This is a genomic window from Micromonospora chokoriensis, assembly GCF_900091505.1.
Lineage (GTDB): Bacteria > Actinomycetota > Actinomycetes > Mycobacteriales > Micromonosporaceae > Micromonospora > Micromonospora chokoriensis.
Genome location: NZ_LT607409.1, coordinates 2201491 through 2215643, shown reverse-complemented (window position 1 = coordinate 2215643; position 14153 = coordinate 2201491). Strand labels below are relative to the sequence as shown.

Annotated in this window: 17 protein-coding genes; 4 read left to right on the top strand and 13 right to left on the bottom strand. The window is 72.4% G+C overall.

The window, feature by feature from the left end:
• The first annotated feature begins 35 nt into the window (after positions 1-35).
• Positions 36-584: a sugar O-acetyltransferase gene (locus GA0070612_RS10490; RefSeq protein ID WP_231924524.1), complete on the top strand. Its 549-nt coding sequence runs from the start codon at positions 36-38 to the stop codon at positions 582-584.
• A 114-nt stretch (positions 585-698) separates the two neighbouring features.
• On the opposite strand, the gene GA0070612_RS10485 is transcribed toward GA0070612_RS10490, so the two are convergent.
• Genes GA0070612_RS10485 through fdxA form a run of 5 tightly spaced genes read right to left on the bottom strand, consistent with a single transcriptional unit; the run spans position 699 to position 4478 of the window.
• Entirely contained in the window at positions 699-1346 is a 648-nt protein-coding gene (locus GA0070612_RS10485) for a nucleoside/nucleotide kinase family protein (protein WP_088987733.1), read from the bottom strand.
• A complete protein-coding gene (locus GA0070612_RS10480; protein WP_088987732.1) occupies positions 1346-1993 on the bottom strand; it encodes an SIMPL domain-containing protein in 648 nt (215 codons plus the stop codon). The genes GA0070612_RS10485 and GA0070612_RS10480 overlap by 1 nt, the downstream gene beginning before the upstream one ends.
• Before the next feature lie 10 nt (positions 1994-2003).
• Entirely contained in the window at positions 2004-3032 is a 1029-nt protein-coding gene (locus tag GA0070612_RS10475) for a prephenate dehydrogenase (protein ID WP_088987731.1), read from the bottom strand.
• 16 nt (positions 3033-3048) lie between these two features.
• On the bottom strand, positions 3049-4155 hold the full coding sequence (gene dapC / locus GA0070612_RS10470; protein WP_269458289.1) for a succinyldiaminopimelate transaminase: 1107 nt from the start codon (positions 4153-4155) through the stop codon (positions 3049-3051).
• Entirely contained in the window at positions 4152-4478 is a 327-nt protein-coding gene (gene fdxA, locus GA0070612_RS10465; RefSeq protein WP_030490464.1) for a ferredoxin, read from the bottom strand. The genes dapC and fdxA overlap by 4 nt, the downstream gene beginning before the upstream one ends.
• Positions 4479-4556: 78 nt before the next feature.
• Here fdxA and GA0070612_RS10460 point away from each other — a divergent pair, with 78 nt between their 5' ends.
• Positions 4557-5678, top strand: coding sequence for a GNAT family N-acetyltransferase (locus tag GA0070612_RS10460; protein ID WP_088987729.1), 1122 nt, complete (start codon positions 4557-4559; stop codon positions 5676-5678).
• 384 nt (positions 5679-6062) lie between these two features.
• Here the strand turns inward: GA0070612_RS10460 and GA0070612_RS10455 are convergent, their stop codons facing one another.
• The 3 genes from GA0070612_RS10455 to mshB form a co-directional block, all read right to left on the bottom strand.
• Positions 6063-6527, bottom strand: coding sequence for a hypothetical protein (locus GA0070612_RS10455; protein ID WP_088987728.1), 465 nt, complete (start codon positions 6525-6527; stop codon positions 6063-6065).
• A gap of 81 nt (positions 6528-6608) precedes the next feature.
• Entirely contained in the window at positions 6609-7043 is a 435-nt protein-coding gene (locus tag GA0070612_RS10450) for a hypothetical protein (RefSeq protein ID WP_088991392.1), read from the bottom strand.
• A 17-nt stretch (positions 7044-7060) separates the two neighbouring features.
• A complete protein-coding gene (gene mshB, locus GA0070612_RS10445) occupies positions 7061-7987 on the bottom strand; it encodes an N-acetyl-1-D-myo-inositol-2-amino-2-deoxy-alpha-D-glucopyranoside deacetylase (protein WP_197699344.1) in 927 nt (308 codons plus the stop codon).
• Between the two features lie 86 nt (positions 7988-8073).
• On the opposite strand from mshB, the gene GA0070612_RS10440 reads away from it, so the two are divergent.
• Positions 8074-10218, top strand: coding sequence for a S9 family peptidase (locus GA0070612_RS10440; RefSeq protein ID WP_088987726.1), 2145 nt, complete (start codon positions 8074-8076; stop codon positions 10216-10218).
• A gap of 52 nt (positions 10219-10270) precedes the next feature.
• Positions 10271-10483: a DUF1737 domain-containing protein gene (locus tag GA0070612_RS10435; RefSeq protein WP_088987725.1), complete on the top strand. Its 213-nt coding sequence runs from the start codon at positions 10271-10273 to the stop codon at positions 10481-10483.
• Between the two features lie 46 nt (positions 10484-10529).
• Here the strand turns inward: GA0070612_RS10435 and GA0070612_RS10430 are convergent, their stop codons facing one another.
• The 5 genes from GA0070612_RS10430 to GA0070612_RS10410 form a co-directional block, all read right to left on the bottom strand.
• Entirely contained in the window at positions 10530-10898 is a 369-nt protein-coding gene (locus GA0070612_RS10430; protein WP_088991391.1) for a nuclear transport factor 2 family protein, read from the bottom strand.
• 126 nt (positions 10899-11024) lie between these two features.
• Positions 11025-11444, bottom strand: a complete 420-nt coding sequence (locus tag GA0070612_RS10425; protein WP_157742452.1) for a DUF6188 family protein — start codon at positions 11442-11444, stop codon at positions 11025-11027.
• 158 nt (positions 11445-11602) lie between these two features.
• Entirely contained in the window at positions 11603-12133 is a 531-nt protein-coding gene (locus GA0070612_RS10420) for an AAA family ATPase (protein WP_088987723.1), read from the bottom strand.
• Positions 12134-12170: 37 nt separating this feature from the next.
• Positions 12171-12845: a nucleoside/nucleotide kinase family protein gene (locus GA0070612_RS10415; protein ID WP_088987722.1), complete on the bottom strand. Its 675-nt coding sequence runs from the start codon at positions 12843-12845 to the stop codon at positions 12171-12173.
• Between the two features lie 194 nt (positions 12846-13039).
• Positions 13040-13891, bottom strand: a complete 852-nt coding sequence (locus GA0070612_RS10410; RefSeq protein ID WP_197699343.1) for an alpha/beta fold hydrolase — start codon at positions 13889-13891, stop codon at positions 13040-13042.
• Positions 13892-14153 lie beyond the last annotated feature (262 nt).

Below are 14153 nucleotides of genomic sequence, written 5' to 3'. Positions count from 1 at the left end.
GCGGGCTGGCAGGGATCATCGACCAGGTGACCTCCATGAAGGACCGCATGCTCGCCGGCGAGCCCTACCTCGCCGACGATCCCGAGATCATCGCTGACCTGGACCGCGCCGCCCTGCTGATGGAACGCTTCAACACCAGCGCCGCAACCGATCCGCGAGCCCGCCTCGAGGCGCTCCGCGACCTGCTCGGCGAACTGGGCGAGGGCACATGGATCCGCCCGCCGTTCCACTGTGACTACGGCTGGCAGATCCGGATCGGGCCACGCAGCTTCGTCAACTACCAGTGCGTATTCCTCGACGTCGCGCCGATCGTCATCGGTGCCGACGTCCAGATCGGACCGAACGTGCAGCTCCTGACCCCGACACATCCGGTGGAGCCCGGTCCGCGCCGCGACAAGTGGGAGGCCGCCAAGCCGATCACCATCGAGGACAACGTGTGGCTCGGCGGCGGTGCCATCGTGCTCGCCGGCGTGACGATCGGTGCGAACACCGTCGTCGGCGCGGGCGCTGTGGTCACCCGGGACCTGCCGCCCAACGTGGTCGCCGTCGGCAACCCCGCCCGAGCGGTCCGCGAACTGGGCTGACGCCCGCCGCCCTCGACGGGCCGGTCAGGCCGCCGGTGGCACTGACGCCCGCCGGACTCGACGAACCGGTCAGGCCGCCGGTGGCACTGACGCCCGCCGGACTCGACGAACCGGTCAGGCCGCCGGTGGCTCGGGAAGGCGGACCACCAGGTCGGCCCGCTCGGCGGTGGGGGTGATCAGCGCCGCGTTGGCCTCGTCACTGCCCAGCGCCCACTCGCGGGCCTGCTCCGGCGACCGCCCGAACGCCTCGTGCCGGGCGGTCAGCCGCCGGTGGCGGATCTCCGCGTCCAGGTCCAGGAACCACGTCTCGTGCAGCAGCGGCGGGATCTCCCACCACGGGTCGTCGTGCAGCAGCAGATAGTTGCCCTCGGTCACCACCAGTCGTACCGACGGCTGCACCTCGATCGCCCCGGCGACCGGCTCCTCCAGCTCCCGCCGGAACTCCGGGGCGTAGACCGAGGTCGGCTCCAGGCGACGCAACCGGCGCAGCATCGAGACGTACCCGTTGGCGTCGAAGGTGTCCGCCGCGCCCTTGCGGTCCGCGCGGCCCAGTCGGACCAGTTGCGACTGGGCCAGGTGGAAGCCGTCCATCGGCACCAGCCGGGCGGTCGGCCCGACCTCGGCGACGATCAACTCGGCCAGCGTGGACTTCCCAGCACCCGGCGCGCCGGCGATGCCGAGCAGCTGTCGGGGCCCGGCCTCGGCCAACACCAGCGCCCGTTCGACCAGCTCGTCGACGGACAGCACCTGGGCCGGTGGCATCAGTCGAGGACCGGGTCGCTGATGGTGAACCGCGCCTGCACCGCCGCCTGCACCGTCTGCGGCTGCGGGTCCAGCTCAAGCTCCGGCGCACGACCACCCGCGCCACCCCCGGCGAACGCCGCGCGGGCGAACATCGGCCGGTCGGCAGGGCCGGCGTCGGCCAACTCGATCAGGGCGGTGACCCGGGCACCGAGCGCCTCCGCGTACTCCCGGGCGCGCAGCAACGCGTCGCCGATTGCGGCGTGTCGGGCCTCCCGGTGCGCGGGGCTGTCCGGGCGAAGCTCCCACCAGGGCCCGGCCACCTCGACCTGGTCCTGGTCGGCCAACCGGAGCATCAGCTCACCCAGAGCGGTGAAGTCGGTGACGGTGACGGTGGTCGTCACGCTGCCGTGCCACGCGACCACCCGCTCGCCCGAACGCCGGGTCTCCGGCCGCACCCGCAGGTCGCCGGTCTCCCGCCGAGCCACAGTGGGACCAGAGCCGTCGAGCAGCACCCGGACGGCGGCAGCCCGCTCGGCCAACCGGGTCAGCGTCGCCTCCCGGTCCCGGTCACGCGCTGTCGCGGTGACCGCGAACCGGGCCAGCTCGGGCGGCACTTCCCGGTACGCCTCGCCGCGCACCTGCACCACCGGCCCGTCCGTCGCCATGCCCCTCAGCCTAGTCAGCCACCGGGAGCCGTGCGGTGTAGGAAACCGCCTCGGAGTCGACCTGACACCCGGTCAGGTGCCCGCCGACCTCGCCCAGCCCGCGCAACCAGGCCACCTCGGCGGCACCGTCGCCGTCGACCGGGAACTCCCGGATCGCACCGGTGAATCGCCGGTCCGCCAACGCGCAGCGGGCAGCCCTGGCCTCCGCGTACCGGGCGATGAGCGCCGGTGCGTCGTCGGCCCGCAGGGCGGCGGCCAGCCCGTCCAGGAAGGCGCGGACCTCGTCCAGCTCGTGCAGGACCCGGTCGCGGTTGCCGAGCAGCATGTTCGCGGTCCGCTCGGCCGGCGTGCCGGCCACCCGTGTGCCGTCGGAGAAACTGCCGGCGGCCAGCGTCAGCACGGCGTCGCGCAGCGGCGCCCGCTGCGTCGCACCGGCCAGCGCCCCGGCCAGCAGGTGCGGCACGTGCGAGGCGAGCGCCGCCGCCGAGTCGTGCGCCGACGCCGACATCGGTACGACGCGGGCGGCGAACACCTCCACCAGCAGCCCGGTCAGCCAGCGGAAGGCCGCCGTCGCGGTGCCCGGGGCCGGGCAGAGCACCCAGGCGGCACCGGTCAGCAGCGTCGGCGAGGCGGCGGTCAGGCCGGCGGACTCCGCACCGGCCATCGGGTGCCCGGGAACGAACCGGTCGGCCAGCCCGAGTCGATCGGCCGCCTCGGTCACCTCGACCTTGGTGCTGCCCACGTCGGTGAGCACGCAGCCGGGTGCGGTCAGCTCGGCCACCCGGGCTAGGGTGTGCGCGAGTGTGGGCAGCGGACCGCAGAGGAAGACCACGTCCCGACCGGCCACGGCCTGCTCGACAGTGGCCGGGGCGAGCACGCCCCGGAGTTGCGCCCGTTCACGGGTGGCCGGGTCCGGATCCCATCCGGCGACGTCCAGGCCGACCTCGGCCAGGCGCAGCAGCACGGAGCCGCCGATCAGGCCGGTGCCGATCACGGCCGCGCGTACCCCGGCGTACCGCCCGGTCGTGCCGTCGGTCATCGCCGGGCGCCCGGGGTCAGGCCCGCAGCCGGCCGGCGACCGCCGCGACGTGCTCGTCGGACTCGGTCAGCGCGACCCGGACGTACTGCCCGGCGGTGGGGCCGTAGAACACTCCGGCAGCCACCAGGATGCCTCGACGGGCCAGCCAGTCGACTGTCTCCCAGCAGTCCTCACCGCGGGTGAGCCACAGGTAGAGACCCGCCTCGGAGTGCTCGACGGTGAACCCGGCCTCGGTGAACGCGGCCCGGAGCACCTCACGCCGGGCACGGTAGCGCTCCCGCTGCTCCTCGGCGTGTCGCTCGTCGTCCAGCGCGGCCACCATCGCCGCCTGCACGGGCGCGGGCACGATCATGCCCGCGTGCTTGCGTACCTTGAGCAGCTCGGCGACGAGCGCCGGGTCACCGGCGACGAACCCGGCCCGGTAGCCCGCCAGGTTGGACCGCTTGGACAGCGAGTGCAGAGCCAGCACCCCGTCGTAGCTGCCACCGCTGACCTGCGGGGACAGCACGGAGACCGGCTCCGCCGACCAGCCCAGAGGCAGGTAGCACTCATCGCTGGCGACCACCGCGCCGCGCTCCCGGGCCCAGTCGACCACCTTGCGGAGGTGCGCTGCGGGCAGCACCCGCCCGGTCGGGTTGCCGGGCGAGTTGACCCAGACCAGCCGGACCCGCGAGGTCGGCCCGACCGAGGTGAGCGAGTCGGTACGCACGACAGTGGCACCGGCCAGCCGGGCACCGTCCTCGTACGTGGGGTATGCGATCGACGGCACCACCACCACGTCACCCGGACCGATGCCGAGCAGGGTGGGCAGCCACGCGACCAGCTCCTTCGAGCCGATCGTCGGCAACACTCCGAGACCGTCGACACCCGCGCCGCAGGCCCTCGACACCCATGCCGCGATCGCGGCGCGCAACGCCGGCGTGCCGGCGGTCAGCGGGTAACCGGGAGCGTCGGACGCGTCAGCCAGGGCCCGACGGATCACCTCGGGCACCGGGTCGACCGGCGTACCCATGGAGAGGTTGATCAGGCCCTCCGGGTGCGCCGCGGCCAGGGTGGCCGCGGCGTCCAGGGTGTCCCAGGTGAACTCGGGCAGCCGTGACGAGACCGGCGCGGACCGGTTCAGTGGCCCTCGCCGCGCGGCGGCTGCGCGGCGACGAAGGTGGCGTCCTTCTCCACCTTGCCGACCTTCGAGGCACCACCGGGCGAGCCCAGATCCTCGAAGAACTCGTAGTTGGCGCCGGTGTAGTCCTTCCACTGCTCCGGGACGTCGTCCTCGTAGAAGATCGCCTCCACCGGGCAGACGGGCTCACAGGCACCACAGTCGACGCACTCGTCGGGGTGGATGTAGAGCATCCGGTTGCCCTCGTAAATGCAGTCGACCGGGCACTCCTCGATGCATGCCTTGTCGAGCACATCCACGCACGGCTCGGCGATGATGTAGGTCACCGGTCTTCTCCTCCGCAGACACGTCGCGATCTCCCGCGACGGTAAGAGCCTAGTATCTCGCCGGGGAGGGGGTCGATCGTGCTCCGACAGCAGGATGTGGGACACCGGATCGTGGTCCGCTGGATTGTGGGGATTCGCGAAGGCCGCCCACTGTTCTCCGATGCCCTCGGTGAGCTGGTGGAGCTGAGCGAGACTCATCTCACGCTGGCCACCGCGAAAGGACCGCTACGGGTGCCGGTGGCACAGGTGCACCGCGCCAAGCGCGTGCCGGCGACCCGTCGACCGACCGCGGCGGCCGTGGTGGCGCTGGAGCGGGCCGCCGACGAGGCCTGGCCGGCGCCGACGCGCGGCCGGCTCGGCGACTGGCTGCTCCGGTCCGCGGACGGCTGGACCGGGCGGGCCAACTCGGCGTTGCCGATCGGCGACCCGGACCGGCCGCTGCCCGCCGCCGTGGACGCTGTCGAGCGCTGGTACGCCGAGCAGGGCCAGCCCGCGATGATCAACACGCCGCTGCCGCTCGCCGCGCCGGTCGGCACGGAACTGGACGCCCGCGGCTGGACCGCCCGACCGCCGACACTGGTGCAGACCGCCCCACTCCCCCTGCCGGCCGAGGGCCGGCCGGCCCCGCGCCAGGGCGACGCGGTCAGCGCCACCTCCGACGTCGCCGGCACGTGGCGTGGCGCGGTCACCGAGCCGGCCACCGACGCGGTCGCCGAGCCGGGCACCGACGCGGTCGCCGAGGTGGGCACCGGCGCCGCCGGCGAGGTGTCCCCCGGTGCCCCCGGCGCGTGGCGCGGCGCGGTCGTCGAGCTGGCCGCCGCGCCGAGCGAGCAGTGGCTGGCCGTCGCCGCCGGACGCAAGGGCGGCCTACCCGGGGCCGCGCGGCACGTGCTCACCGCCGTGGACCAGGTCCGCTTCGCCCACGTGTACGTCGACGGCGCGCTGGTGGCCGTCGGCCGGGGCACGGTGACCGGCCAGGGGCGCTGGTTGGGCCTCAGCCTGATCGAGGTGCTGCCCGAGGCCCGCCGGCGAGGGCTGGCCCGTCAGGTCATCCACGAACTGACCGCCTGGGGCGTGTCGTCCGGAGCGACACACGCGTTCCTCCAGGTGGAGCAGCACAACACGGCGGCGGTCACGCTCTACCGGCGGCTCGGCTTCACCACCCACCACACCTACCTGACCCGGGTCGCCCCACGCTGAGCCGATCCACCCCCGCCCGGCGCCCGGTCCCGGGCGGTGATCCACTCGCGTTCACGGAAACCGGACCATCCGATGCAGCCTGACCCCGCGACTTCCTGAAATCCGAGTCGATCACCGCCGCAGCACGCGGTCGGTGCGGGCTGGCGCACGCGGGGCGGGTCAGCGCGCACGCAGGGCGGGTCAGCGCGCACGCGGGGCGGGTCAGCACGCACGCGGGGCGGGTCAGCGCGCACGCGGGGCGGGTCAGCGCGCACGCAGGGCGGTCAGCGGGCACGCAGGGCGGTCAGCGCGCACGCAGGGCGGTCAGCGCGCACGCAGGGCGGGGCGTGCGCGCCAGCGCGCAGGCCGAGGCGCGCGTGAACGCCAGCGCGCAGGGCGGGCGGGTCAGCGGCGGACGACCCGGCGGGGCTTGGCGGCCGACACCTCGGCGTACCGCTTGAGCTGCTGCGAGCGGTAGTCGCGCCCGAGCGCGGTGAGCACCAGGTAGCCGACCAGCAACCCGGCGCCGGTGGCGAGCAGGTAGAGCCAGATCTGGGCGAAGAACGTCGGCGCGCCGCCGGCGAAGGGGTTGTGACCGATCAGCAGGGGCCCGACCAGCACGGTCAGCACCATCGCCACCGGCACCACGAGGGCCATGTCGGCCGCCCAGCCCGCCACCGGCCGACGACGACCCCAACGGAAGGCGACCACCGCCAGGATCAGCCCGATCACCGCGAACATCGCCAACGACACCCGGTCGGCAGCGGTGTCGTCACCCTCGAAGCCGAACCGGATGATCAGCCGGGCGATCACGTTCACCGCGAACAGGGCCGCCACGAGCACCCCGATGTCACGCCACCGCTTGTCCATCGCCGGACCTCCCGCCGTACGCCCCGTCGCGGGGCCCCATCTCTGGCAGGAATATCTACCACCCCTACCTGGGTGACGTCATCAGCGGCCGAGCGTCTGTGCCGGGGCGAGGATCTGCCGGAAACCCATCACCGCGAAGGTCATCGCGCCGGCCACGATCAGCGCCAGGCCGACCCAGTTGTCCCCGGCCAGCAGCAGGTCACCCTCGCTGGTCCGGACAGCGGCCACCGCCATCAGCGCGAACCAGGGCACCGCCGGCAACGCCACCGCCCACCTGCGGCCGACCGCCTCGTACGCGAACCAGCTCAGCGCGATGTTGGCGCCGACGGCGATGAGTGCCGAGACCCCGATCAGGTAGCCGCCGACACGGACCGTGGCGAGCAACAGCTCCAGCACCCCGGTCAGCACCCCGGCGACCACCACGATGATCGCGCCGGCCACCCGCACGCCGAGGTCCAGCAGGCGCGGCGGCGACCCCGCCGGAGGCGGGGCGGTCTGGTCGTCCACGACCGTCATCGACGCGGTGGGCGAGGTCACCGGAGACCGGCCGCCGCGACCGGAGACCGGTCCGGGCCGGTCTCCTCGGGCAGCCCGGCGAAGAGGTCGTCCTCCCAGCCGTACGGCCCGGCGCCCGGGCCCTTCTCGCCCACGGCGAGGGTGAAGTACTCCACGCCCATGAACTCGCCGCCGAAGTTCCCGGCGATCGCGTAGAGCCAGGAGTTGGCCGGAATCTGGGTGGCGTGCGCCCGCATCGCGGCTTCCTTGGCCAGGTGCTGGTCGGTGCCGTCGATCTGGGCGGCGATGTCCGCGTCCGGGGTGCCGAAGGGCAGGTCGGCGATGTCCTCGATGCCGCCGAACGGGTTGTCGGAGGATTCCGCGAACTGGGTCATCCCGGCCTCCAGCACGCTGAGCGGCATCGCCGTCCAGTAGACCTTGAGCGGGGCGCACCCCTCGGCGGCGGCCACCTCGACGGCGCGCATCGCCACCCGGTGCGCCTGGATGTGGTCGGGGTGCCCGTAGAAGCCGTTCGGGTCGTACGTGACGAGCACCTGCGGGCGTACCTCCCGCATGATCTCGACCAGGTGCCCGGCGGCCTCGTCGAGGTCGGCCTGCCAGAAGGCCCGGGGGTGCTCGTTGGTGGCGAGCCCCATCATCCCCGAGTCGCGGTAGCGGCCGGCGCCGCCGAGGAAGCGGTGGTCGCCGACGCCGAGCGCGGCGCACGCGGCGGCCAGTTCGGCGATCCGGTACCCGCCGAGCTGGTCGGCCTCGGCGGCGACGAGCTGGGACAGCGCGGGGACGTGCACCTCGCCCTCCTCGCCGAGGGTGCAGGTCACCAGCGTGACGTGCGCGCCCTGCGCGGCGTAGTGGGCCATCGTCGAGCCGGTGCCGATCGACTCGTCGTCGGGGTGCGCGTGGACCAGCAGCAGGCGGCGGTCGGGCAACATCGTCACGACGGTCACTCTAACCGGCGGTTCCTCCCTGCCGACGTCGACGCGTCCGCCCAGGTCGGCCACATCACCTCCGGTCCGGCTCTACGATTTGGCGTGTGGACTTTCCGGAGCTGGCCGCCCGCACCCACCGGTTCAGCCACGGCGCGCCACGCGCTGTCTCCGTGGCCGAGGACGGCTCCCGGGTGATCTTCCTGCGCTCCGCCGGTCCGGAGGACCCGGCGGACGCGCTCTGGCTGCTGGACGTGGCGACCGCCGAGGAGCGCCTGGTCGCCGATCCGGAAACCCTGCTCGGCGAGGACGGGGACGTCAGGTCCCTCTCCCCCGGTGAGCGCGCGCTGCGGGAGCGGCTGCGGCTCAGCGCCGCCGGCATCGGCTCGTACGCGTTGGACGCCGCCGGTCGGGTCGCGGTGTTCGCACTGGCCGGGCGGTTGTTCCGGGCCGATCTGGTGCACGGCGACGTGGTGGAGGTGGCGGCCGTCGGTCCGGTGCTGGACCCGCGTCCGGACCCGACCGGGCAGCGGCTGGCGTACGTGACGGACGCGGCCGAGGGGGTGCGCCGGGGCGAGCTGCGGGTGATCGAGGCGGACGGCACCGACACCCTGCTGGCCGGCGAGGACGCCGGTGTGAGCTGGGGACTGGCCGAACACATCGCGGCTGAGGAGTTCGGTCGGTACCGGGGTTACTGGTGGGCTCCGGACGGCCGGATGGTGCTCGCCGCCCGGGTCGACGAGTCCCGCTTGGAACGCTGGCACCTGCACGACCCGGCCCAGCCGGCGAGCCCGCCGACCGCCGTCGCGTACCCCCGGGCCGGTGGGCCGAACGCCGAGGTCAGCCTGCACCTGCTCGACCTGGACGACGGCTGGGTGGACGTGCACTGGGACCGGGAGACCTACCCGTACCTGACCGGGGTCAGCTGGGTCGAGGGCAGCCCGTTGATCACCGTGCTGCGCCGCTCGCAGCAGCACGGGCTGGTGCTGGCGGTGGACCCCCGCACCGGCGAGACTCAGGTGCACGCCGAACTGGCCGACCCGCGTTGGGTCGAGCCGATCGCCGGCACCCCGGCGCACCTCCCGGACGGCCGCGTGCTGGTCGGCGGGGAGTTGGCCCACGACGGGTACGACGCGAGGTGCCTGTTCGCCGACGGCACCCTGCTCACCCCTCCGTCGCTGTACGTACGCCGGGTGGTGGGTCGACTGCCGGCCGCGTCCGGTCCGGCCGACCTGCTGGTCGAGGCGAGCGACGGCGAGCCGAGCGAGCGGCACCTCTTCCGGATCCGCACCACCATCGGCGGTGGGGTGGACGCGCGGCGGCTCACCACCGACTCCGGCTGGTACACCGCCGCGGTGGGCGGGGACGTGCTGGCGGTGGGTGTCGCGTCGCTGGACCACGCCGGGGTGCGGTGGACCGTGCGCCGCGGCGACCAGGAGCTGGCCGAGCTGCGGTCGTTCGCCGCCAACCCGCCGTATTCTCCGCTGCCGCTGCTGGAACGGGTGACCGACCGGCGGTTGCCGGCGGCGGTGCTCTACCCGGACAACCACGTGACGGGTCGACGGTTGCCGGTGCTGCTGGACATCTACGGCGGGCCGGGGCACCAGGAGGTCGTGGCGGCGCGGGCCGCGTGGTTGGAGCGGCAGTGGTGGGCCGACGCGGGGTTCGCGGTGGTCACCATCGACAACCGGGGTACGCCGGGAGTGGCGCCCTCGTTCGAGAAGGCGATCCACCGCCGGGTGGCCGACGTGATCCTCACCGACCAGATCGACGCGTTGACGGCACTGGCCGGCAAGCATCCCGACCTGGATCTGAGCCGGGTGGGGGTGCGCGGCTGGTCGTTCGGCGGGTGGCTGGCCGGGTTGGCGGTGCTGCGTCACCCGGAGTTGTTCAAGTGCGGCATCGCCGGTGCGCCGGTGACCGACTGGGCGCTGTACGACACCGCGTACACCGAGCGTTATCTGGGGTCGCCGGAGGACGGCCAGGACGTCTACGCGCACCATTCGCTCGTCGAGTTGGCCGCCGAGCCGGTCACCGCCCCCGACCAGGCCCGCCCGTTGCTGCTGGTGCACGGCCTGGCCGACGACAACGTGGTGGCCGCGCACACGCTCCGGCTGTCGGCGGCGCTGCTGAGCACCGGCCGCCCGCACGCCGTGCTGCCGCTGACCGGCGCGACGCACATGGCCGCGAACGGCACCGCCGAGCGCCTGCTCCCCCTGGAGCTGGAGTTCCTCCGTACCCACCTGTTGTGAGCAGCGTGGGATCGCGAGCCCGCGCCAGCATCCGGGCAGAGACAATGCAGCGGTGTCGGACTTCACGAAACCGCTCGGCTACCGCCTCATCACCGGGCCCGACGACGCTGATTTCTGCGCCCGCGTCAGCGCCCTTCTCGATCAGGGCTATCGGCTGCACGGGTCGCCGGCGCTGACCTTCGACGGCGAACGCGTCATCGCCGCTCAGGCGGTGGTGTTGCCGCACCCGGTCAGCGCCGAGGCACCCCTGGAAAGCGTCACGTAGAGACGTTGCCTGCCGCGCCTGGGCTGCTGCGGCGACAGGCTGACGATCACCACCGCTCCACGAGGTGCTCCCGGCCCGGCGGCGGATCGTACGGCTCGGGCCAGTAGTCGATGACCTTGCTGATCAGCCCGCGCTCGGACATCTCCAGCCACACGCACGCCTCCGCCTGCTCGGCGCCGACGCGGACGTCGAGCAACAGGGCAGCGAGGCGACCGTCGGCGATCACCCGTCGCGGTCGGAGGTGCCACTCGCCGGGATAGTCGGTGTTGAACCGCAGGAACGCGTCCCTGCCGCGGATGCGCTCCCGAGTCTGCGGCATCTCGTAGACCACATCGTCGGTGAGCAGGGCAGCCAACCCGGACCAGTCGCGACGCTCCAGAAGATCGACGTAGGCGTGGGCGGTCTGCCGGGCCATCGAGGTGTCGTCCACGACGCGGACCCTAACCTGCACCAGTGACAGTCCGGCACGACCTGGCAGGCCCTCGCGGTGTGCCCTGCCTGGTCGCTGACGGATCACGGTCACCGACCAGGGCAGCAGGCGCTACCAGACAGCGAGGCCGCCACCGGGTACGGCGACGAAGAGGAACCGCCGTGACGTCGACGGCGGCGTGCCCGCGACGGTGAACGCCTCGTACTGATCGTGCGGCTCGACGAGCAGGACCGCATCGTCGGCGAACGTCACCCTCAGCCGACCGTCCTTACCGACCTCGACGGCCGTGACCTCCGCTTGGTGCCGGTCGAGCAGAGGTCCCAGACCAGCCGACACGCAGGGGTCGATCCGGCACTCGGCACCGGGTACGCCGTAGGAGAACTCGGTCTCGACGCGGATCTCGAGCCACGCCTCGATCACGAGCGTGAACGCGAAGTCGATCCGCAACTGCGTCACGACACCGTCGCCGACCGGCAGCAGCCACCTGTCGCTGTGCTCGGTCAGCCCGTTGTGGTCCACCCGCTCAGTCATGAACCACATGCTCGTCCAGCATGGCGCGGGTGACCAACCGGCACGACTCCACGGTTGCGGTCGGCGTGACAGGCGGAGCGCCGACGAGTGGACGGGGAGTCAACTCCTGTAGTTCCGCCGATGCCACCATGGCGGCAGCGCGACGAGGGTCGCCGGTGTCAGGAGACCGCGGGCGGCCAGCGGTGCGTACGCCACTCGTCCCAGCTCGCGAATCCAGCCGGTGGTTCGTCGAGGGGTTCGGTGCCGTCGAGTTCGCCCGGCGTCGGGACCTCGAAGGTCGCCGCCCACTCGGCGAGTTCGTCGTCGGACATCGGCCACGTCGTGTGCGGCGCTTCGGCTTGGCGCTGATCGCGCCGTCGACGCTGCTCGGCGGGGGTGAGCGCGAAGTAGTGCAACTCCACCGTCGCGCCGAGGTCCGCTGCCGCCTGCCGCAGGGCAGTGCGCTCGTCCCGACTCCAGAGGCCGTAGTCGATCACGACGTTGGTGCCGAGTTCCAGGGCCCGCAGCCCGATCTCGATGAGCCGTCCCTCGATCACGCTTTGAGCCGACGGTGGATTCTCCCGCCCGTAGAGGGCCTTCACCCACTCGTCCTTCGTCAGACGAAGAGCCCTGCGCTCGACCTCGATACGCCGAGCAGCAGTGGTCTTACCGGTGCACGGAAGCCCCACCGTCAGGAACAGCGTCGTCATCCCCCGCCTCCGAACGAACAAGACATCGTCACCGACCTCAACGTGTACGGCTCTCCCAGACCGGCTGCTCGGGCACGTCATTGTGCACGACGACGTCGGCGTGGTCGGTCGGGCGCGCCCTGGCGAGGTAGAGCTGCTGGGAGGGGAGGTAACGCTCACGCCAGCGCCGTTCGACGTCGGCGCGGGATGACACCTGCCGCTCTCGGGCCACGGCACGATCCACTGTCGTCTCGGGCGCGGTGGACACGAAGACGCGCAGGTCCCAGCGGTCGAGAAGTTCCGGGCGCATGAGGAAGACGCCGTCGAACACCAGCACGGCGTCGGCGGGAGCGGTCAGGATCGGCGGGGACAGCACAGTGTCCGTGGTGCTGTCGTAGACCGTGGGTTGGAAGCGCCGGTCTCCACCAGGGCCGAGCGGATCCAGCAGAACCCGGTTCAACGCGCCGTAGTCGTGGGCGTCGTCGTAGCAGCCTTCGGCCGAGTACTCGCCGCGCGGATACCGCCGCGCCCGTGGAAAGAGGAAGTCGTCGATGGTCGCGCGGACGACGTCGCGACCGTGTTCACGCAGGACGACGGCCAACTCGTCGGCGAGGGTCGTCTTGCCGGCGGCGGGCGGGCCGTCGACGGCAACCCGTACCGGGTGGGCACGAGTGACGGACCCGACCGCCTCAGCCAGCCGGGCGAGCATCTCGTTCCGGGTGCCGTGACGCATGTCCTGCCCCGTCCTGGTCTCGCGAACGTCACCGTGTCGGGACGACCCTATGCGCACCAGCCTTCCGCGCCAGGTCCCCGACGGATACGAACGACGTGGACCGATCCGGTCGCCCGACCCCTGAAGACGCGCGCGGCCGATCGCATGGGTCCACGAGCACCAGGGCACCCCACACAGCCAGAGGTGGTCTCGACTCACCGACCGCCCGCCACGGAGCCGAAGAAGCTGAGGAGAAGCCCGGCCGTCTGCGCGGGATCTTCGAGCATGGGTGAATGACCGACACCGGGGATCAATTCGACTGTCACACCAGCAACGCGGCGGTACGCGGTCGCCGATGAGGATCGCCACCTCTGGTCGCGCTCACCGAAGATGACCAGCAGTGGCTTGCCGACAATCGTGAGCCGGTCCGGAAGTTGTCGCTGGGTCAGGTAGTCGTCGGACGCCCGCGATGTCGCCGTGAGCGAGTGGTAGGTCATGCCGCGCGTGTCGTCCACGAGCTGCTGCGGAACGTGGAAGCCTGGCGCGAACGCGGTGCTCAGGCCCCGGCGCAGAATCCCGTCGGTCCGAAGCCGCCACAGAAGTTGACCCAGCACGGGAACGAAGACGAGCTTGCCCACCGGCCCGTCCGAGATGAAGGCATCCAGGCGCGGTCCGGTGTTGATGAGCGCCAGCGCGATCACCAGGTCGCCACGGTGTTCGGCGAGCGCGGTGGCGACGTAGCCGCCGGTGGAGTGGCCGATCACCATCGCCTGTTCGATGCCGAGCTGGTCCAGTGCCTGCCCGACTCGGCGGCCTTGCTGCGGGATGTCATAGCCGCCGCCGGTCGGTTTCGCGGATCGGCCATGTCCGAGCAGGTCGATTCGGATGACACGATGGGACGTTGCCAGCGTCGGGATAATCGACGTCCACCACTCGGTCGAGGCACCGAGCCCGTGGACCAGCACGAGTGCCGGGGCGTCGCGGGGTCCGTCCTGGCGGACGTTGATGTCGCCGCCGTCGAGATGCACTATCGAGTTTCCGGTGGCAGGGGCGGACTGCCAGTTCACCGATGCCGCGTTGGCCAGGAGCAGTCCGACGACCGTGAGCAGCGCCGTCGAGGCGATGACGCGCCGCCGGCGGCGGGCACGACGTCGACGCGGCTGCTGGTCGGAGGCGCGCGGGTCGGCCTCGTCGAACTGTTCTTTGCCGGGGGCTGGCGATGCCGTCATGACGTCACTGTCGCTGCCCTGCGGTGCCGCTGGCTTGGACGAATGTTCCGGTCGACCGGCGCGCGTAGGGTCCGGGCCGCACTGCGAGGTGCAGGCCTGA

Coding starts and splice junctions, on each gene's coding strand:
- GA0070612_RS10485 (WP_088987733.1), bottom strand. CDS start 1,346: ATGCCACCGGCCCAGGTGCTGTCCGTCGACGAGCTGGTCGAACGGGCG.
- GA0070612_RS10450 (WP_088991392.1), bottom strand. CDS start 7,043: ATGACGGTCGTGGACGACCAGACCGCCCCGCCTCCGGCGGGGTCGCCG.
- GA0070612_RS10425 (WP_157742452.1), bottom strand. CDS start 11,444: ATGACTGAGCGGGTGGACCACAACGGGCTGACCGAGCACAGCGACAGG.
- GA0070612_RS10480 (WP_088987732.1), bottom strand. CDS start 1,993: ATGGCGACGGACGGGCCGGTGGTGCAGGTGCGCGGCGAGGCGTACCGG.
- GA0070612_RS10490 (WP_231924524.1), top strand. CDS start 36: ATGAAGGACCGCATGCTCGCCGGCGAGCCCTACCTCGCCGACGATCCC.
- GA0070612_RS10420 (WP_088987723.1), bottom strand. CDS start 12,133: ATGACGACGCTGTTCCTGACGGTGGGGCTTCCGTGCACCGGTAAGACC.
- GA0070612_RS10415 (WP_088987722.1), bottom strand. CDS start 12,845: ATGCGTCACGGCACCCGGAACGAGATGCTCGCCCGGCTGGCTGAGGCG.
- GA0070612_RS10430 (WP_088991391.1), bottom strand. CDS start 10,898: ATGGCCCGGCAGACCGCCCACGCCTACGTCGATCTTCTGGAGCGTCGC.
- GA0070612_RS10455 (WP_088987728.1), bottom strand. CDS start 6,527: ATGGACAAGCGGTGGCGTGACATCGGGGTGCTCGTGGCGGCCCTGTTC.
- GA0070612_RS10475 (WP_088987731.1), bottom strand. CDS start 3,032: ATGACCGACGGCACGACCGGGCGGTACGCCGGGGTACGCGCGGCCGTG.